At 70.6% G+C, this 20,005-nt stretch carries 7 protein-coding genes; 2 read left to right on the top strand and 5 right to left on the bottom strand.

Annotation, left to right across the window (positions count from 1 at the left end):
- Window positions 1-31 precede the first annotated feature (31 nt).
- Window positions 32-1,786, top strand: coding sequence for a hypothetical protein (locus WMF27_RS18155; RefSeq protein WP_437767622.1), 1,755 nt, complete (start codon window positions 32-34; stop codon window positions 1,784-1,786).
- Between the two features lie 354 nt (window positions 1,787-2,140).
- On the opposite strand, the gene WMF27_RS18150 is transcribed toward WMF27_RS18155, so the two are convergent.
- The gene (locus WMF27_RS18150) at window positions 2,141-5,641 is read right to left on the bottom strand and encodes a TIR domain-containing protein (protein ID WP_437767623.1); all 3,501 of its coding nucleotides are present in this window, start codon (window positions 5,639-5,641) and stop codon (window positions 2,141-2,143) included.
- A 93-nt stretch (window positions 5,642-5,734) separates the two neighbouring features.
- Window positions 5,735-7,369, bottom strand: a complete 1,635-nt coding sequence (locus WMF27_RS18145) for a hypothetical protein (RefSeq protein WP_437767624.1) — start codon at window positions 7,367-7,369, stop codon at window positions 5,735-5,737.
- A gap of 324 nt (window positions 7,370-7,693) precedes the next feature.
- Here WMF27_RS18145 and tssI point away from each other — a divergent pair, with 324 nt between their 5' ends.
- Window positions 7,694-10,627 (top strand): type VI secretion system tip protein TssI/VgrG, encoded by a 2,934-nt coding sequence (gene tssI, locus WMF27_RS18140; RefSeq protein ID WP_437767625.1) that lies wholly within the window; start codon window positions 7,694-7,696, stop codon window positions 10,625-10,627.
- 3 nt (window positions 10,628-10,630) lie between these two features.
- Here tssI and WMF27_RS18135 read toward each other — a convergent pair whose 3' ends face one another.
- From WMF27_RS18135 to WMF27_RS18125, 3 genes are all read right to left on the bottom strand, one after another.
- Window positions 10,631-12,394, bottom strand: coding sequence for a hypothetical protein (locus tag WMF27_RS18135; protein WP_437767626.1), 1,764 nt, complete (start codon window positions 12,392-12,394; stop codon window positions 10,631-10,633).
- 622 nt (window positions 12,395-13,016) lie between these two features.
- The gene (locus WMF27_RS18130) at window positions 13,017-13,937 is read right to left on the bottom strand and encodes a hypothetical protein (RefSeq protein ID WP_437944352.1); all 921 of its coding nucleotides are present in this window, start codon (window positions 13,935-13,937) and stop codon (window positions 13,017-13,019) included.
- A 126-nt stretch (window positions 13,938-14,063) separates the two neighbouring features.
- The gene (locus WMF27_RS18125; RefSeq protein ID WP_437767629.1) at window positions 14,064-19,718 is read right to left on the bottom strand and encodes a pentapeptide repeat-containing protein; all 5,655 of its coding nucleotides are present in this window, start codon (window positions 19,716-19,718) and stop codon (window positions 14,064-14,066) included.
- Window positions 19,719-20,005: the final 287 nt, after the last annotated feature.

Genomic DNA, 20,005 nt, shown 5'->3' with positions numbered 1-20,005 from the left:
TCGGCCAGGTCGTTTACACTGGGCGGCGGCGATGAGGAGCCGCCCTTTCATCACGCTGCGCCTCCCCAGGGTCGTTCATCCGGGCGAGACGTTCGACGTCGGGCTCTCGCTCGAGAGCGCCGCGAAGACGCCCATCAACTTCGTGCGCGTGGCCCTGCGGCACACGCACGAGCAGCTGGTTCCTGGCGAGGGGAGCTTCGAGGTTCGTGATCTGCTCCTCCTCAGCGAGGAGGTGGCCGGGGAGGGGCGGCTCGGCGCGGGGATTCACCGCTACCGGGTCTCGTTCGCGCTGCCCGGTGATCTCCCGCCGACGTTCGCCGGCGCCTTCCAGGCGTGCCGGTGCGAGGTCCGCGCGCACGTCTCCATTCCGTGGTGGCTCGACGCCCGGGAGAGCCAGGAGGTCCTCGTCCGGCCCAGGTCTGCTCGGCGGCCGGAAGACGGGCCGTTCATCGACGCGAGCCACCGGGGGCGTGGCGCCTTCGTCGAGGTGTCGCTGCCGGGCCGGACCCTCACCCCGGGCGCGATCGTGACCGGGGCCGTCGCCTTCGGGGGTCTCCCGGGGCGCTACCCCTTCGGGCTCCGCGTCGCGCTCGTCGGCAATGGGGTGGAGCAGGTGAACGCGCGCAGCGCTTCGTACGAGAGCTGCCCGAACGTGTTCTTCCAGGATGTCACGGGGATCGCCGAGGGAACGGAGGTGCCTTTCCGCATCTCTCTGCCGGGCGATCTCGCGCCGTCCTTCAGCCTCCGCGAGGTTGCCCTGGAGTACGCGCTGGAGGTGACGATCGAGCACCTGGCGGGCGGGGAGCTGGTGCGACATCGCGTGCCGGTCGTCGTCGGCCTGTTCGAGCCGCGGACCAGGCGCGATGGAAAGCGGCCCCGGGTCGGCGCGGATCGCTGGCGCGCTGTCTGGGCGCGCGCGGGGCGGCGGGTGGGGCTCTCGCTGGAGCGGGGGCTGCGGCTCCGCGGCGTGCGCGCGGGCTGCACGGTCGAGGTGGCCTCTGCCGTGAAGGGGTTGAGGGCCGGCCTTGGCGCGACGGTGCGGTTCGCGGAGCCCTGGGGGTTGCGCCTCGACGTCCAGTGGCGGCGCGTGCTGGAGCTCGATGGGCTGGAGACGGGGGACGAGGGATTCGATCGGCGCTTCCGGGCGGCGGGACGGGAGGAGGCGCAGGTGCTGGCCGTGCTCGGGCCCGCGCTCCGGCGCGCCCTGCGTGCGTTCCATCGGGCCGACGTGGACGACAGGGAGGCCTGGGTGTGGAGCGCCGCGGAGGCGTCGGACGAGCAGGCGCTCGACGCGTTCCTGGCGCAGGTCGACGCGCTGGCGCAGGCGCTCGCGGCGGCCGGCGCGGCGCTGCCGCCGCCGGCGGCGATGGCGGGGTGGCTGCCCGCATGGCGCCGCTTCGCGGAGGAGAGCGACGGGAGGCTCAGGGCCGGTTCGATGCGGCTCTCGGGGACGCTCGAAGGGGCGCAGTTCGAGCTGGAGACGCTGTTCAAGGGGGCCGTTCCTGCGAGGACCCGGGTCTCGTTGCGGCTGGATCCGCCGATCGAGGGCGCGGCCAGGCCGAGGAACGCGGCGGAGCAGGGGATCGGCGCGGCGATCCTGGAGCAGGCGGCGCGCATCGGGGGGGTTGCGGACGCGGAGGAGGGGGTCGCGGTGGCGCCGGGCGCGATCGCGGCGGTGATCGGGGCGCCGCTCGCGGATCCGGCGGCGGCGCGGGAGGTGCTGCGGCCCATGCTGGCGCTCGCGCGGCAGATGCGGGGGGAGGGGCGGGGCGGGCCGTACCGGTGAGGGGGAGCGAGGGCGGGGGCGAGACATGGCCGGGGGCTGGTCGGCGGGGCAGGCGGGTATGTCGGACATGGCCCGGGGCCTGGTCGGCAGGGCAGGTCGGCATGTCGGACATGGCCCGGGGCCTGGTCGGCAGGGCAGGTCGGCATGTCGGACATGGCCCGGGGCCTGGTCGGCAGGGCAGGTCGGCATGTCGGACATGGCCCGGGGCCTGGTCGGCAGGGCAGGCCTGTATGTCGGACATGGCCCGGAGGCTGGTCGGCGGGGCAGGCGGGCCCATCGCGAGTTGGCCGGGAGGCTGGTCGGCAGGGCGGGCGGGTAGGTCGCGAGTTGGCCCGGGAGCTATCCGGAGCGGGCTCAGAGCTCCGAGACTGCGCGCCGGATGCTCTTCACCACGTCGGTCCAGGCTTCGTCGCGATTCTCCCAGAGGGTGACCGGCTTGCCGTTGGTCGGCAGCGCCTGGAGCCTGGCGAAGGGCGCGCTGTGCCAGTCGGTCGGCCGGAGAAGGACCGGGATGACCCGGGCCTGGCCGGCGTCGTGGCGTTCGAGGGCGCGCCTCATCTCGTGGTCGATGCAGGAGTCCGAGGCCAGGAAGCTGGCGCTGACGAGGAGGAGGACCACATCGGCCGCTTCGAGGTTCCTGTCGATCCGGTCGGCCCAGGCGTCGCCTGCGGCGATGCGTCGGTCGTGCCAGCTATCGAGGAGGCCCTCGCGTTCGAGGAGGGCGAGGTGGGTCTCGAGCTCGTCCCGGAGCGCCTCGTCCTTGTGGGAGTAGCTGAAGAAGAGGCGGATGGGCCTGGGCGTCGCGGGGGCGTCCCGGGACGGGGTGGATGCGGAGCGCTCGATCAGCCAGAGGTTGCCGCTCGCGTCACCGGCGCAGACGAGCTCGCGCGACACGGCCACGCACGCAAATGGGCCCATTCCATGCGCTGTGTCCGCGCGTGCTCCTGTAGCGGCGTCCCAGAACCTGAGCTTTCCGTCGTTGCCAGCAGCGATGATGTATTGACCGTCGGAGCTCACTGCGCATGCGTTGATGCCATCGGCGTGGCCTTCGAGGGTGAAGTGGAGCTTCCCGGTCGCGAGCTCCCAGACCTTGAGCGTACCGTCCAGGGACGCGGAGACCACGCGCTGCCCATCGGGGCTGATCGCGCAGGCGTTGATCCACTTGGCGTGGCCTTCGAGGGTGGAGAGGAGCCGCCCGGTCGCGAGCTCCCAGATCTTCAGCGTCCTGTCGCCGGACGCGGAGACGATGCGCTGTCCATCGGGGCTGATCGCGCAGGCGTTGACCCAATCGGCGTGGCCTTCGAGGGTGGAGAGGAGCTGCCCGGTCGCGAGCTCCCAGATCTTCAGCGTCGTGTCGCCGGACGCGGAGACGATGCGCTGGCCGTCGGGGCTGATCGCGCAGGCGTTGACCCCCTGGGCGTGGCCTTCGAGGGTGGAGAGGAGCTGCCCGGTCGCGAGCTCCCAGATCTTGAGCGTGCCGTCGTCGGACGTGGAGACGATGAGCTGCCCATCGGGGCTGATCGCGCAGCCCCTGACCCACCTGGAGTGGCCTGCGAGGGTAGCGAGGAGCCGTCCGCTGGACACATCCCAGACCTTGAGCGTCTCGTCGTCAGACGCGGACACGACACGCTGGCCGTCGGGGCTGATGGCACATGCGTAGATCCAGCCCGGGTGGCCGTGGAGTGAGGGGAGGAGCTGCCCGGCCGCGAGCTCCCAGACCTTGAGTGTCCTGTCGCCAGCGGCGGAGACGGCGCGCCGGCCGTCGGGGCTGACGGCACAGGCAGTGATCCAGTCGGAGTGACCTTCGAGGGTGGAGAGGAGTCGTCCGGTCGCGAGCTCCCAGACCTTGAGCGTCCTGTCGGCGGAAGAGGAGACGATGTGCTGGCCGTCGGGGCTGATCGCGCAGGACCTGACCCCCATGGCGTGGCCCTGGAGCGTGGCCAGGGGCTCTCCCGTTGCGAGGTCCCATACCTTGAGCGTCCAATCGGCGGCGGCGGAGACGACGCGCTGACCGTCGGGGCTGATCGCGCAGTCCGAGACCCCGTGGATGTGGCCCTGGAGCGTGGAGAGGAGCCGCCCGGTCGAGAGCTCCCAGACCTTGAGCGTCCCATCTCCTGAAGCGGAGACGACGCGCTGGCCATCGGGGCTGATCGCGCAGGACTTGACCCCTTTGTTGACCCCTTTGGCGTGACCCTGGAGCGTGGAGAGGAGCCGCCCGGTCGAGAGCTCCCAGACCTTGAGCGTACCGTCGTCGGAGGCGGAGACGATGCGCTGGGCATCTGGGCTGATCGCGCATGCATTGACCCAATCGGCGTGACCGGAGAGCGTGCGCTCCTCGCCGGTCCACATCCGCACCGGATGGCGCAGCCGAAGCTTCGGCAGGCCGCGCGGGAACCGTACCGCCATCGCGATTCGGTGGGCTTCCCACCCGGCCGAGCGCAGCCGGTTGTAGACCAGCTCCGGTAGCGTCTCCGGTGACTCACGGAGCCAGTGCGACTCGGCCCGCACCGCCCGGTAGAGCAGATCGAGCTCGCCGTCGTCGAGAACTCTCGCCGCCAGGCGCAGCGCATCCTCGATCGCTGCAGGTCCGTCTTCGCGACAGAGCGCCTCCAGCAGCCCGAGATCCCTGCAGAACCATCGCGCCTTCTCTTGCTCGCCCGCCGTGAGCGCGTGCGGGATCGCATGACGCACGGCGTATCGCCTCTGAAAATCGCTCGCCTCTCCTGCGAGCGGCCACCGCGCCGTCGTCTCCAAGAGCCGCCGGTGCAGCTCGGCCATGCGCTTCGGCCCGAGCTTGTCCGCGACGAACGCGCGGAACGCCTCGTGGTACGGTCGGTACGCCCGCGCGCCGCGCCACGACGCTGGCTCCTCCAGGAGCAGCGCCCGCGCGGCGTGGAGGAAGTCCTCGCCGGCCTCCATACCCTGCCATCCCCACGCCGCCTCGATCTCCTCGAGCGGCAGCGCCTCGCGCGCCGCACAGACCAGGCCCAGCCCGTTCGTGACCAGCCCGAACTGCTCGCGCGGCAGGCCCCGGAGCTGGCGCCAAATCTGCTCCAAGAACCCGCTCAGCCCGCGGGGCAGGCGCTCCACGCGCCGTTGCTCGACCGGCTGCTCTTCGAGCCATTCCCTGAGCTTCACCGCATAGAGCAGGTTCCCCTCCGCTCTGATGACCGCCTCCTCGACGAGCCTCGGGTCGAGTCGCGGCGTGAACCGTGGCGCCTGATCCTCCCAGAACGCGCGGCAGGCCTGCTCGTTCGAGCTCGCCCACGCGGGCGCATCGAGGTCGATGCGCCGCACGTTGCCGCGGCTCTCCAGCCAGCCGAGGTGCGGGTACTGCGGGCGCGAGGCGCAGAGCGCGTGCACGCGGGGCGGCAGCGCGTACGGCAGGAAGCCCGGCAGCGGGTTCTGCCCGGCGCCGTCGCTCCGCGCCTCGTCGAGGCCGTCCACGACGAGCACCAGGCGCTCTCCACGGGGGACGAGCTCGCGCTTCGAGACCTTCGCCAGGAGCTCGGTCAGCCGGCTCTCCGGCCGCGCGTCAGGGTCCTTCTGTGCCGGGTAGAGCGCCTCGATTTGCGCGGCGAGGGAGCGCGTGATCGCCTCGGGGCGATCCCAGTCCATCACGTCACGCCGCAGGAAGTGGTGCGGCGCCCTGCGGCCGCGCTGCTCTTCCACGTCGAGCCATCGGGAGAGGATCGCGCTCTTGCCCATGCCGGGCCCGCCGGTGACGAGCACCCAGCGGCCCGACGCGCCCGCGCCATCGAGGTGATGATCGATGGCGGCGAGCACGTCCTCTCGACCGAAGAAGTGCTCGTGGCGGCAGCGCTCGATGCCGAAGTCGATGAGGTCTCTCGCCACGGCGCCAGTCTAGCAGCGCGCATGACCCGCCCGGCGTGTCCGCGTTCCCGGCACCCGTCCGCCGATGGCGCATCACCCGCAGGGCCCCGATCCTCAGTCCCAGCGGTCGAGCTTGTAGGTAACCCGCCCGTTCTTCGTTGTGACGCGGAAGAGGTAATCCCACTTGCCGGCGCTCTTCTGGAGCTTGATGCCGCAGGCTGATGCCTCCTTGGCTCCCGCGATGGTCGCGTTCTTCGCGTACGCCTCCATGGTGGCGCGGATGCCGTGGTACTCGCTTCGCAGGTCTTCCGGGAAGAAGCCGCCGCTGCGCTCGTGGTTCACGTCCCGCGCGCCGTCGAGGAGGAAGAAGACCGACTGGCCCTGGTGCGGGTACTTGTCCGGGCCGTCCCACATCGTCGGCTGCAGCGCGATCGCCGTGACGTCCTGGAACTGCCCCGCCTTCAAGTTCCACGCGCTCGCCGGCGAGCCCTTGACGTACATGTACCAGCTCACCTGGTTCCGCTTCTCTTCGCGATCCCACTGGAGGATGGGCGGCGAATCAGGGTTCGCGGCCGTCACCAGCGCCGCGTACGACGCGTTCTGCTCGGGCACGAAGAACTCGATGCGCTCCGCGTCCGCGAGCACGGTCCGCTGGAACTTCTCCCAGGTCATGACGACCGGCGGCTGCTCCACGGACGCTGCGGCCGTGGAGATCTTGGCCTTTAGGTGACCGAAGACGCCGCCGCTCCGCTCCTGGGGCGCGCCCGCCTTCGGCTTCCACAGCGCCTGGATGTCTTCGAGCTTCGCGAACCGGCGTTCCAGCGCGCCGGCCGAGCCGAGCTTCTGCACGATGGCCTCGGCCTGCGCGATATTGCCGGCGCTCGGCGCCGCCTGGGGGCGCTGGTAGAGGAGCGGGTGCATCTTGGCGTCGAACTTCGCCTTGATGTCGGAGAAGCCGAGCCCGGCCTGGATATCCTCCAGGAGGGTGCCGATCATGCCGCTGCGCACGTGGCAGAACCCGGCCGGTGCGGTCGCCGCGGCGAACCACGTGAGGTTGTCGCGGGCGACGGGGTTCTTCGTCGCCGCGCGCGCCTCATGCAAATCGATCAGCCACTTCGCCACGCCGATGCACTTCTCCGATCGGTAGAGGTTCCCGGTGACGAGGAGGGTGTGCGCCTGCCTCACGACCTCGAGCGGGAACTCGTCGAGCCCTCGGCAGAGAGTGCCGTAGTCCTGGAGCTTCTCGGCGATGACCTGCGAGGTGGTCTGCACGGCGGACGGCTTGAAGACGAGCTCCCGCCCGGGCGCGACGGCCATGTGCTTCCAGGAGAAGGGCGGCTTCTGGCTCTTGTTGCTCGGCATCCCCCACGTGCGCTCCTCGGAGAGGAAGACGCCGGTCACCTTCGCGCGCGCGACGAGGAGCGCCATGGCCTCGACGGAGGCCCGGAAGAACGGTGGCGCTGCTTCGGGGGCCCACGCGATCGACGTTGCGGTCCCATCGGGGGCGACCTTCACCAGCCCGCCGAAGCGCTCGACGAAGCGGCGGCACGCGGTGCATGTGTAGTGCTGGCGCCGATCCGCGCGGAGCCCGTCGAGGAACGCGTCGAAGAGGCCGGCGGCGTCCGTCGTGAAGAGGCGCGCGCCGCCGGCGGTCACCTCGCCGAAGCGGGCGCGGATGGCTTCGAGGAAGGCCGGGTACCGTTCGTCGTCGATCGGCTCAGCCTGAGACGTCGTGATCGCGTCGGACATCGCGTGCTCCTTGAAGGGCGGTCGGTGCGGCCATCTTATCCGGGGCGCGCTCGGAGCGCGTCGCAGGAGGTGCCTTTCCGCATCGAGGTGCCGGGCGATCTCGCGCCCGCCTTCAGCGACCAGGAGGTCTGCCTGGAGTACGCGCTGGAGGCGGTGCTGGAGCACGCGGGCGGCCGGGTCGTGCGTCGCGCTGCCGCTGGAGCCGGCGATCGAGGGCGCCGGCGGCGGTGCGGCCGCGGCGCCGACCCTCCGCGGCGCCGCAAATCCTTGGCGCCAGGCCGCGCGTCCGGGCGATATTGGCGTCTTCTCACCCGAGGGACGCCCATGAAAGACATCCTGTCTGCTCGCCTGGAGTCAGGCGCCTTCTCCGCCGACGCGGTCGAACTGTACGAGCTCACCGGGCGCGAGGTCATCTCGCAGCTGTTCGAGTTCCAGCTCCACATCGCGTGCAAGAGCCCGGAGGGGCTCGACGAGGAGGCGCTGCTCGCGGAGCCCGCCGCCCTGGTGTTCCTCCGGGGCGACCGCGAGGAGCGGCGGCTGTTCGGCGAGATCGCGGTCGTGCGCGACGCGCTCCTCACCGAGGCGGCGCACATGGCGTACACCCTCACGTTCGTGCCGCGCGCCTTCCGCATGACGCTCACCGAGACGTCGGAGATCTTCATGGACCTCTCGGTCCCGGAGATCCTCAAGAAGAAGCTCGAGCGCGCGGGCCTGTGCGAGGGCGACGACTTCGAGCTCCGCCTGGTCGGGTCGTATCCGCCCCGCGAGTACGTTGTGCAGTACAGGGAGACGGATCTCCAGTTCGCCTCGCGCCTGGCCGAGCACCTCGGCATCTCGTTCTTCTTCGAGCACCGGGACGACCGCGACGTCATCGTCTTCACCGACGCGAACAGCGGCTTTCCGCCCATCCCCGGCGGCGGTCGCGCGTACTTCCATCCCCGGGGCGAGCACGTCGGCGTCCACCGGATCGAGGGCACGACGCGCAAGGTCCCGGGCCGCTACGTGGTCAAGGACTACAACTACCGCACGCCGCACGTGCCGCTCATGGCGGCCGCGGCGGTCTCCGACGCGGCCGGCGGCGGCATCGTCGAGTACGGGGCGCACTTCAAGACGCCCGACGAGGGCGAGCGCATCGCGGCCATCCGGGCCGAGGAGCTGCGCGCTGGCCGCAAGGTCTTCGAGGGGGCGAGCGACGTGCAGGCCCTCGGCGCCGGGGCGCGGGTCACGCTCGAGGGGCACCCGCGCGGCGACATCGAGCTCTTGCTCGTCGAGGTGCGCCACAGGCTGCAGCAGGCGACGATGAACATGGGGACGGGCGGCGAGCGCGCCTATGCGAACGAGCTGCGGGCGATCCCCTTCGCCACGACCTACCGCCCGCCGCGCGTCACCCCCAAGCCCAGGGTGCACGGGGCCATCACGGGGGTCATCGACGCGGCCGAGAAGGGCCAGTACGCCGAGATCGACGAGGCCGGCCGCTACCGCGTGCGCTTCCAGTTCGACACGAGCGGCGCCGAGGACGGCAAGGCCTCCAGGCTGGTCCGCATGGCCCAGCCCCATGCGGGCGCGGGGTACGGGTTCCACTTCCCGCTCCGGAGCGGCGTCGAGGTCCTCCTCACCTGCATCGACGGCGACCCGGACCGGCCCATCATCACCGGCGCGGTGCCCAACCCGCAGACCCCGAGCACGGTCGGGGCGAAGAACGGGCGGCGGAACGTCATCCGCACGGGCGGCGGCAACGAGATCAACATCGACGACACCGAGGGGGAGGAGCGCATCAAGCTGTCGACGCCGTTCGGGGGCGCCACGTTCCAGCTCGGCTCGCCCAACACGCCCGAGGCGGGGGCGGCGCTCACGACGACCGAGGCCTTCACGGCGGTCGGCGCCGCCGGCGTCAACACGCTCACCTCGGTGAGCACCACGCTCACGGACGTGGCGTCCCTCTGGGCCTCGTCCAGCATCACCCAGTTCGCCAGCGGCGCATCGAGCGGGCTGTTCAGCGAAAAAGGATTGAAGATATTCAACGGGATCGCGAGCGCCGCGAAGGGCGCGCTCGACGGCTTCAAGAAGTGGGACGCCTACCAGCAAGCCCAGGCGGACGAAGCGGCCGTCGTCGAGGAGGAGCACATGAAGAGAGCGCTCGCGGCGGCCCAGAAGAAGGATCCCTATCCCGAGCTCGATCCGCCGATGAGGTTCGATCGTTACGGCGTCCCGAGGTCGATGACGAAGGAGGAATGGGAAACGGAGCGGCCCGCGTACGCGAAGGCGATCGAGGCGACCAAGCGCTTCACCGAGGCGAAGAAGCAGGCCGAGGATCTGAAGAAAACGCTCGCCGAAGAGGACCTGACACGGCGGCAATGGGCCGCGGGGGTCGATGTGGCCTCGGAGCTCGGCAAGGGCGCGAAGGGGCTCGTCGATGGCTACAAAGCACGCCAGGACCTCATCAACAACAGCGCGCAGCGGGCCGGGAAGGCCGCGGACGCCGCGAGCGTGGCCACGGCGAAGAGCATGGCCGCGGCGGCCACCTCCTTCGCCGGCGTGGCCCGCGTCGCGGGCGTGGTGCCCGGCATCGGCTCCCCCCATTTTCTCGGCGGCGCGGTCAACTCGGCCGTGCTGATCGGCATGGCCGACGCCTTCGTCGGCGGCACCGCGAGCGCCGCCCTGTCCTCGGGCGGACAGGCCATCGTCGCCGGGGGTACGGCGGCGATGCTGAAGTCGCCGGTCACCGTCTCGATCGGAGCGGGCGCCAGAACGCTCATCACAGCCGGACAGAAGCTCGACCTTCTCTCGCGCGGCAGCTACGTGTCCAGATCGACCGGCCCCTCACGAACTCACAGCCGAGGACCCATGAAAATCTCAACGTCCTCCTCGCTCGACGTCAGCGCCAAGAACACGCAAATCAAGTCCAACGGGGCCATCGCGATCCAGTCCACCGACAAGACAACAATAAGCGCCGCTGCAGATCTGGACGAGACGGGCGCCAACATCAGCCTCAAAGCAAACGCCAAAGCGGAGGTCAGAGGTGGAAGCTCCGTGGAGGTCAAGGGCGGCGACTGGGGAATGACAGCAGTGGCCAGCAAGGTCACCGTAGGCAACGGCGCCGATGGCCTCGAGGTCACCAGCGGGATGACCGAGATCCGCAAGGGCGCATCCAAGTGCACCGTCACCGCGGGCGTCGCCAGGCTGGCAAAGGGAAACAACAGCGTCCAGTGCTCGTCGTCGAAGGTGACGGTGAACGGCAGCCGGATCGACCTCGGTTAGCGCTCAGCGAATCATCAGCCAGGCGACAAGCACGAATGGGGCCAGGAGCAAGATCGCGATGCAGGGCAGAAAGATGGCCATCTGGCGCCGGTCTACTTTGATCCTCTCCTGCTCCTCCCGCCGCCGCTGCTCCTCCTGCTGAGCGCGTGCCTTCTTGAAGGAGGCCATCATTTCTGAACCGGACGGGAAACCGAGATCCTCTCGGCTCGACTTCTTGGGTCTCGGCTCCCTCCGACTGTCGAAGAGCAGCGCGCCCCCCGGATCAAATTTCCATGCGAGCCCCTCCGTACCGAAGAGCCAGAACGCACCATCGGGGCATACGGCAAGGGTCATCTTGTCTCGGGGCAACCCGTCGCGCTTCGACTCCAGGACGATGCTCTGCTCGCCTATCGCGCTGATGCGCACCAGTTGCTCGCGGCGGAGGAGATAGGCATTGCCGTGAACATCAGCACCTAGGTTGCAATATACTGACATCGGCGAGTCGGACGAGATCGCCACGCCGTAGATTTTTCGTCCGCTGGCATCGAATCGGGCTATCTCATCCCGACTTATCAAGTAGACCGACCCGTCCGGACCGCAATGGGTGCGCGCCCCCCAGGCGCACATTTGCACAGGATGGTCGGCAAGCTCACGCGGTCCTCGCAGACCATCGTCCGTGTGCCCCCCTGAAGCGCTGGGAGGCCAGACGGGTATCTCCACGCCGTTCGAAGCAATCCGCCGCAACTTATTCCCTTCCAGGATCAGCAGCGAGCCATCGACGCAACAGGTCAAGTCGTCACCGCCGCTAAGCTCCTCGACGATTCCTTGCGGCGCGCGTTGTGCCCCATCCTCGGCCGTGCCGGTCTCGGAGGACAGCCAGAGTTGCGGTGACTTGTTCTGGACTGTCACGAGGAGCGCGCCCTTGGGGGAGAGCAGGAGGCGCTTGGCCTGCGGGCGACCGCGCTGGATCCAGCGGACGCGCAACGAGGGATCGATGGACCAGAGCAGGTGATCGAACCGGAACTTCGGCTCGAAGTTCTTGCCCGAGAACCAGCGCCCCTGCTTGGCTGCGCAGTAGAGATTCCCCTCGGCATCGACAGCCGCATGAGGCGGCTCTTCTTCCCAGTCGAACAGCCCCGCCTCGACGGCCTGCGCGGCAGGGGCGCCGTCCGTGATCGACGGATCGAAGCAAAGAAACCAGCTCGCCGCCACCTTCCTCCGCCCGCGGAACACGAAGTCGTCCGGCACGTGCACGCTCGCGTTGCAGAACCTGCACACGCACGCGCGCGTCACGCCATCGAACGGCACGGGCGATCCGCACTGCGGGCAGGGAAACGTCGCCGCCTCGGCCGCACCTTCCGACGCCATGGCGGCCGGATCCGGGTCTTCGCCGACCAGGTGCGTGATGCTCGGGAGCGCTCCGGCGAGCTCTGCGGGGACCGTTCGCACCCAGGTCCGCTTCGCGCACCGCGCGCACGTGACCGTCGCCTGCTCCCGCACCTCCCGGATGTCCTCGACGGGAATGTCCTTGTCGCAGCCCTGGCAGGAGGGCGCGCGCCGCGTGTAGGCAGCCGAGAGCTTGCCCGCGGACGTGGACCGCCCCTCCTTCAGCAGCATCTTCGGGCCGTCGTGGATCGGATGGCGGAGCAGCGCCTTCCAGAGATCATCGGCGAGCGCCGCGGGCCTTCCGCAGCTCGCGCAGCCCACCTCGCGGGCCAGCGTGTTCACCGGCATCGGCAGCCGGCAGGTGCCGCACTCCGTCTCCACCTTCACCGCGACGCAGATCATCGGTCTCTTCGTCTCCCCGATGCCTCTCGATCACCAGAGAGGCTCCCTCGGGCGTGCTCCGGCGAAAGCGAACCGGACGCGAGGCTATCGTGCCCGTTCTCGCGGGTCCAGCGCGGGGCCTGCCGGCCCGAGCGCGTCCAGGTGTCGCGCTGTCCCTCGATCCGAGCCTCGTGACTGCGGACGGCCGCCGCGCAGCGTGTGCGGCTGGTCGGCGAGGCGGGCCGGCATGTCTGGACATGATCGCGTGCTGAGCCTGAGGGTTGGCGCGGGACGTCGAGCGGAGCGCCGCGTTGACTCCCGGCGCCGGTCCTCGCGGCGGCCGCCGATCGCCACGGCGACCGTCGCGGCGATGAACACGATCTGCAGTCCGCGGCACGCGCGGCGTCACCGGGCTGCCGCCCAGGGTGAGCCCCGCGCGCGCCGCATGCACGTTCGCAGGGAACATCGCCACGAGCAGCACCGTCAGCCCCGCAGCGGGCGCGGCGAGGCCTGTCGTTCTCGGCGGGAGGAGCATCGGTCCGGAGTCTACCCGGACGCAGCGAATGCCCGGCGAGGGCTCACCGCGCGAGAGCCGAGACTCTCCCAGTGTGCGCCTGCGCGCGCGGTCAGCCGAGCTGCCGCCTTACCGTCCGATGCGCGCGCGGATGGCGGCGCGCGTCTCCGCCGAGAGCGTGTCGAGGTAGGAGTCGGACAGGGCGTGGAGCACTTCGTCCGGCAACGCCAGCAACACCTGCTCGGGCGGCAGCCCGGCCACGCGCTGCTCGGGCGGCAGCCCGGCCATGCGCTGCTCGGGCGGCAGCCCGGCCATGCGCTGCTCGGGCGGCAGTCCGGCCATGCGCTGCTCGGGCGGCAGCCCGGCCATGCGCTGCTCCGGGGCGTACGCCGACAGCACCCGCTCGGGAGGGAGGGTGGCCAGGAGCTTGCGGACAACCTCGTCGAAGCCCTCCAATTCATGAATTTCCATGGCGATCTCCTCGGCTCCAAGCTGCTGCGAGAGCCATCTTCGGGCCTCCACGGTCCGGGCCTCGCCGTGCCCGAACAAGCGTAGCAGATCGTCGTCCTCTGCCTCCGCCGCTGCGTCGATCTCGACGATGAGCAGCGCGAACGCCCCGCCCTCGACCCGCCAGTAGCCGCCGCCGAGGTCGCCCCATTCCATGCCGAGCTCGGCCACATCCGCGTCGAGCGACCTGGTGCGCGACGGGACGAGCAGCACGCCGCACAGGTCGCTCCGCCGCTCGATCCGTTCCGGCTCGTCGGCGCAGTACAGGTGCAGGTAGCTGCACAGCCGGTCGAGGTTGCGCCTTCGGTAAGGCCGGCCGATGCTCTTGAACTCGACGATGGTGTCCCTGGGCAAGAGGTCCCAGAGCTTCTTCAGCGTGCCCGCGGGCTCGCTCGGCCCCGCGCTCCGGCGCAGCAACAGGTAATCGGCGCGGAGCGGCTCGTTCGAGAGCGGCACCTCGCTGCGCACCTCGAACCGGCGCGAGCCCCGTTGGTTGAGCAATGCGACGAGCAGCACGTGCCACGCCGTCCGGGTCGAGCCCATCGTGCGCCGTCTACAGGCCTGTCCAGATCGGGGCCAACAATCCGTGCGGCCAGCCCGACGAGGCGCGGTTCGGCGGGATCGTGATCGAGGCGATCGGCGAGACGACGTAGGAGATCAACCGAGCCCTCAGCGCGCCCTGGCGACGGCGCGGAGCGCCTCGACCGCGCGCCGGATGCCCTTGGCCACCTCGGTCCAGGCTTCGTCCTGGTTCTGCCAGGACGTGACCGGCTTGCCATCGGCCGGAAGCGCCTTGAGCCGGGCGAAGGGGGCGCCGTGCCAGTCGGTCTGCCGGAGGAGGACCGGAATGACGCGGGCCTGACCGGCGTCGTGCCGCTCGAGGGCGCGCTTCATCTCCCTGTCAAAGCAGTAATCGGAGGCGAGGAAATCGGCGCTGACGAGGAGCAGGATCACGTCCGCGTCTTCGAGGTTCCTGTCGATCTGGCCTGCCCAGTCGTCGCCGGCCGCGATACGGCGGTCGTGCCAGCCCCGGACCAGGCCGTCGCGCTCGAGGAGGGCGAGGTGCTTCTCCAGGTCGTTGCGGAGCCCCTCGTCCTCGTGGGAATAGCTGAAGAAGAGGCGGACTGGGTTGGTCGTCGAGACGCTCTCCCTGGCCGTCGAGGCGTGGAGCGCAGGCGACGCGGGGAGCAGCGGATCGTCGTCCGGGATGCGCAGGCCGGGCACCAGGGCGTCGAGCTCGCCCGGCTCGAAGCGGCAGAGGTTCGCGGCGTGCCAGAAGCCGCCCGCGACGTTGCCGCCGAGCTTGTAGCGGCCGTCGGGGCGGAAGGCGACCCAGCCCTCGGGGAGCTTGAGGAGCACGGCGAGGCAAGCGCCGGTCTGCACGTCCCAGAAGCGGACGGTGCCGTCGGTGGAGCTGGAGAGCAGCGTCTCGCCGTCCGGCATGAAGGCCATGTTCACGATCTCGCCGGTGTGCCCCTGGAGGACGCGCGCCATCTCGTCGGCGGACACGCGCCAGAGGAGAACGCTGCCGTCGTCGGACCCCGATGCGAGCCAGGTACCGTCGGGGCCGAAAGCCAGGCCCATCACCGGGCCGGCGTGGCCGCGCAGCACGCGTGGCTCGCCGCCCTCGGCGAGGGGCCAGAGCCGCACGGTCGTGTCGTCCGATGCCGAGGCCAGCGTCGATCCATCAGGGCTGAACGCCACGCTCCGCACGATGTGGCCATGACCTTCCAGCACGCGCGCCGCTCCTTCGCCGTCCACCTTCCACAGCCGGATGGTTCGATCGACCGATCCTGAGGCCAGCGTCGACCCATCAGGGCTGAAGGCCACGCTGCTGATTGTATCGTCGTGGCCGTCCAGCACGCGAAGCGGCTCCCCCGTCTCGGTGTTCCAGAGTCGCACTGTCCTGTCGAGCGAGCCTGACGCGATCACGCCACCGTCATGGCGGAAGGCGATATCCGTGATGTCGTAATAATGCCCGCTCAACACGCGCGCGGTGCGGCCTGCGCCGAGTCTCCGGAGCCAGACCGTGTGGTCGCGCTGTGCGAACGCCAGCGTCGTGCCGTCAGGGCTGAAGGCCAGCTTCGCGGAGGAGATGCCGCTATCCATCAGCGGCGGCAGCGCGGTCCACGTCGACATCCGCCAGAGATGAGCGCCAAAGTCCTCGGAGGCGAGCGCGAGCGTCGCGCCATCGCTGCTCAATGCCATCGCCATGGACACGTTCGGCTGTCCTTTCAGCACGCGCAAGGCGCCGCCAGTCGACACGTGCCACAGCCGCACCGCGCTGTCCTTCGAGCCAGAGGCGAGCGTCGCGCCGTCAGGGCTGAACGCGACGCTCGTCACGCCACCCAAGTGGCCCTCGAGCGCGTGGTACGCGACGCCTGATCGATTCCACAGCTGCACGGTCCCGTCGCCCGAGCCAGAGGCGAGCGTCGCGCCGTCGGGGCTGAACGCGACGCTCCTCACATACCGCGCGTGGCCCTTCAGCATGTGCAGCACCTCGGCCGTCGATACGCGCCAGAGGCCGACGTCGTAGTCCAACGAGCCGGAGGCCAGCATCTCGCCATCGGGGCTGAACGCGACGCTGAGCACGCCAGCCCGGTGGCCGCTCAAGATGCGCAGCGTCTCGCCCGTCGCGACCTTCCAGAGCCGGATGATGGTGTCGTGGGCTCCGGAGGCCAGCGTCTCGCCGTCAGGGCTGAACTTGACGGCCATCACTCCATCCAGATGGCCGAGGAGCACGGCGATCTGCTGGAAGGTGGCCACCTGCCAGAGCCGGACGGTGCGGTCAGAAGAGCCGGAAGCCAGCGTCTCGCCATCAGGGCTGAACGTCACGCTGTTCACGTGTCGAGAGTGCCCCATGAGCACGCAGAGCACGTTGCCAGTCGACACGTCCCACAGCCGGACGGTGCAGTCGGCCGAGCTGGACGCGAGCGTATCCCCGTCAGGGCTGAAGGCGACGCTCGTGACCCGGTCGGTATGGCCGTCCAGCCTGCGCAGCGCGCTCCCGGTCGCCATGTCCCACACCACGATCCCGTGGGAGTGACCCGATGCGAGCAGGGTCCCATCGGGGCTGATCGCCACGGCGTTGCACCGGCTCCCTCGCACCCAGGCTGGCTCGAACCTCGCTGCCTCCGGCGTCGCCGCGCCGAACGTGTCGCACCCGTCGAACCGCGCCCCCCGCGCCCCCACGAGCTTCGCCCCGCGCAGCCTTGTCGAGGCGAGCGTCGCCCCCGTCAGATCCGCGCCCACAAGGCGCCCCCGGATCGCCGTCGCCCCCGTCAGATCCGCCCCGGTGAGGTTCGCCCCGGTGAGGTCCGCGCCGTCGAGCAGCGCCTTCGCCATCAGCGCACCGCTCAGGTTCGCCCTTACGAGCTTGGCTTCCCGTAGATCTGCCCCCCGCAAGTCGCACCCGCTGAGATCCTTCCCCGAGAGGTCCTGCCCCCGCAGGTCCGCCCCCGCGAGGTTCATCCGCTCGCTCACCCCGAGCCCCATCCGCCCGTCGATCCGCAGCGCGTTCGCCGCCGCCACCGTCCCCCACGCCCCGCCGAGCGCCGCGCGTACCCACGCCTCCGCCGCCGTCCGGCCCGCGAGCGCCCCGAAGAAATCGGCCATCAGGTCGCTCAGCTCGCGCTGATCGAGCGCCGCCGCCTGGCCGGCGCGCTGCACCTCGTCGGCAGCCTCCCGCGCCACGAGCCACTCGAGCACCGACTGGTGGATGAACCGGAAGTTCTCCTGGTCGTCCCACACGAGCAGGGTCCCCGACCCGATCTGGTGCGCCGTCACCCCCAGGTCGAGCTCGTGCCGCCCGAGCGCCTGCAGCGCCGCGATGAGCTCCGCCGGCAGCTCGCGCACGTTCACGCTCTGCTCCGTCCGCTGCCACAGCCGCGTCGCGAGCTCCGTCACCGCCCGCCACCGCTGCGCCACCGACAGCCCCGGCTGCGCGCCCTTCGGGTGCGCGCGCTCGTACTCCCAGACGAGCCACCGATCCAGCAGCAGCTTGTACAGGCCCGCCGAGGTGATCTCCCCGTCGCCCGACTTCGCCTTCCGCAGCTGCGCTTCTTCGATCTCGGCGATGAACCCCAGCATCCGCGGGTTCGCCGACAGGCCGAGCAGGTCCTTCACGTCCGCCAGCAGCCGCATGCGCGCGTCGGCCGCCTCCTCGCCGCCGAGCCGGTTGAGGAGGAACCTGCGGATCTGCGCCTCGGTGAACGGCAAGAGCCGCGCGAGCCGGTAGCCGGGCAAGAGCGCGGCCTTCTCCGCGAGCGCGGACCTCACCTGCTGCTCCGAGATGAAGTGCTGGCTCCGGCTCGTGACCACCACCTTCGCCGCCTTGCCCTGCGCCGCCTGGATCAGCGTGTCGAAGTGCTCGACCGCGCGGTCGTACGTCACGCGGAAGGCGAGCTCGTCGAAGCCGTCGAACAGGAGCGCGATCCGCCCCTCGGCCAGCATGTGCCGGAACGCGGGCAGATCGATCTTGCCGAGCCCCGCGAGCGCGAGGTGCTGCGCGATGAGCGCGTTCAGGTCGCGCGCCTTCTCCAGCGCGCGCATCTCGATGAGCACCGGCGTCAGCGGGCCGCCCGCCTTGCCCAGCCGCCGCGCGAGCTCGTGCAGGAGGAACGTCTTGCCCGTGCCGAAGTCGCCGAGCACCAGCACGAACCGGTTGTGCTCCGAGTCGAGCAGCGCTGCGAGCGCATCGAGCGCGCGCTCGTGCAGCACCTCCTCCTGGCCCGTCGTGAGCGCGACGCGCTGGTCGACGTAGAGCGCCGGCGGATACGTGGGGTCCCGCTCGAGGCTCGCGTTCTGCCACGCCAGGTAGCCGCGGAAGTCGATGAGCCCCTGGTACTCGAGGAACCGCACGAGGCGCACGCGCCGCGCGCTCGCGTAACGCACGAGCTCCTCCGGCGCGGGCTCGCCGCCGTAGACCAGCGTGGACACGAGGCCGGGATCCTCGCGCCGGTACGAGGCGTCGATGCTCTCGATGAACGCGGAGACCGCCTCGGTCGAGATGCCGCTCTCGAGCGCCGCGAGCGGGGCGATCCGGACGATGCCGCCCTCGTTGACCGAGACGCGAAGGTAGACGCCGAAGGGGAGGGGCGCGTCGAACCACTCGATCTTGACGCCCTCGGGCTCGCGCAGCCTGCACACGCGCTCGACCCGCGAGAGGAAATCGTCGCTGCGCCCTTCCCCCGGCAGGAGGATGTCGTCGCCATGCGGATCCGCGTGGCCGCCCCGCACCCGCGCCGGGAAGGGGCGCAGCCTCGGGCCTCGGCCGGCGTGCTCGGCGCGCGCAGGCGCAAGGAAGCGCCTCAAGAACGCGACGAGGAACTCCGCTGACGCGCGGCACGCGAACGCGCGGAAGCTGTCGTCCTTGTCGTGGTCGGCGTGATCCGAGACGGCCTTCGCGATGATCGACCGCCTCCCGAGGCGCTCCGCGACGTAGCCGATCGCCGCGGCCTCCATCTCGACGCCGAGCACCTTCCGCCCGATCGGCTTCAGCCGCTCGAGCAGCCCCGCGTCCTCCTGCACCGCCTTGCCCGTGGCGATCGGGCCGATGTGCACGCGGAGCGGCCGGGCCGGCGGTGGGCCGTCCGGGTGGAGCAGGCGATCCCGGCGGACCTGCGCCACGCCCGTCTCCGTGAGCTCGAGGCCGCTGTCGCCGATGCGGAGCACGCCCGCCGCCTCCAGCTCGCCGATGCGCTCGGTCCAGCCCGGGCACCGCGCTGCGCGCTCCGGCCGCGAGACGGGCGGCGGTCCCCCCTCCACCTGGCTCTCGTAGAGCGCGTGCCGGAGCCACCACGCCTGCGAGGGCTTCGACGGCGGGCGCTCGGCCGCGAACGACGCCTGCCGCTCGAACTCGCGCGCGAAGAGCGCTGCATCCATGTTCCACGTGCGCTCGAGGTTGTACGTCTCGATGTCGTGGAAGAACGCGCCCTCGCCGCCGGGGTGGGCGACGCGCTTGCCCTCGTCGTAGCTGTAGACGCGGTCGGCGACGATGACGTCGCCGAGCGACACCTCGCCGCGCTTGCCGGCGCAGATGCCGCACATCGCGAGGCACCCTGGATCGAGCTCCTCGATGAGCCCCTGCGCCCTCGCCGCCGCCGCGCTCTCGCCCATCCGCCCCGACCACGCCGCGGCGACGCGGAGCGGCTCGCCGCGGTCGTTCGGGAGGTCGCGGACGAAGTACGGGAACCCGCCCGGATCCCGCGCCTCCCGCCAGCCGTCGCGACCGCCCTCGCCGAGCGCGAGCACCGCCTCGAGCTCGTCCTGCAGCGCGGTGACGATCAGCGCGTCGACGCGCCCTGTAACGATGTCTGCCGGCACAGGTCCACTCTAACAACAAGCGCTCACGCTCCGAGCTTGGTCCACGTCGAGACCTGGCCGAGCGCGGGTGACCAGACCCTGACTGGGTCCCGACCTGACCGAGCGCCGGTGGGCAGATCCTGAATGGGCCCAGACCTGGCGGCCCCCTCGTTTTCGAGGCCCCGCCCAGGTCGAGACCTCCAGCGAGGCTCCCCGGGGGAGCCGCCGGCCAGATCGGAGCCTGGCCGCCCGCCGCTCCGGCCTTCGCTTCTTCCTGGACGACCGCCCTCCCGGAAGGCTTTCATCCC

Source organism: Sorangium sp. So ce281, from assembly GCF_051527395.1.
In the GTDB taxonomy this organism is placed as follows: Bacteria; Myxococcota_A; Polyangia; order Polyangiales; family Polyangiaceae; genus Sorangium; species Sorangium cellulosum_B.
The sequence above is the reverse complement of the archived record's forward strand: the minus strand, read 5'-3'. Positions and strand labels throughout refer to the sequence as shown.

Coding starts and splice junctions, on each gene's coding strand:
- WMF27_RS18155 (WP_437767622.1), top strand. CDS start 32: ATGAGGAGCCGCCCTTTCATCACGCTGCGCCTCCCCAGGGTCGTTCAT.
- WMF27_RS18145 (WP_437767624.1), bottom strand. CDS start 7,369: ATGTCCGACGCGATCACGACGTCTCAGGCTGAGCCGATCGACGACGAA.
- WMF27_RS18130 (WP_437944352.1), bottom strand. CDS start 13,937: ATGGGCTCGACCCGGACGGCGTGGCACGTGCTGCTCGTCGCATTGCTC.
- WMF27_RS18135 (WP_437767626.1), bottom strand. CDS start 12,394: ATGATCTGCGTCGCGGTGAAGGTGGAGACGGAGTGCGGCACCTGCCGG.
- tssI (WP_437767625.1), top strand. CDS start 7,694: ATGAAAGACATCCTGTCTGCTCGCCTGGAGTCAGGCGCCTTCTCCGCC.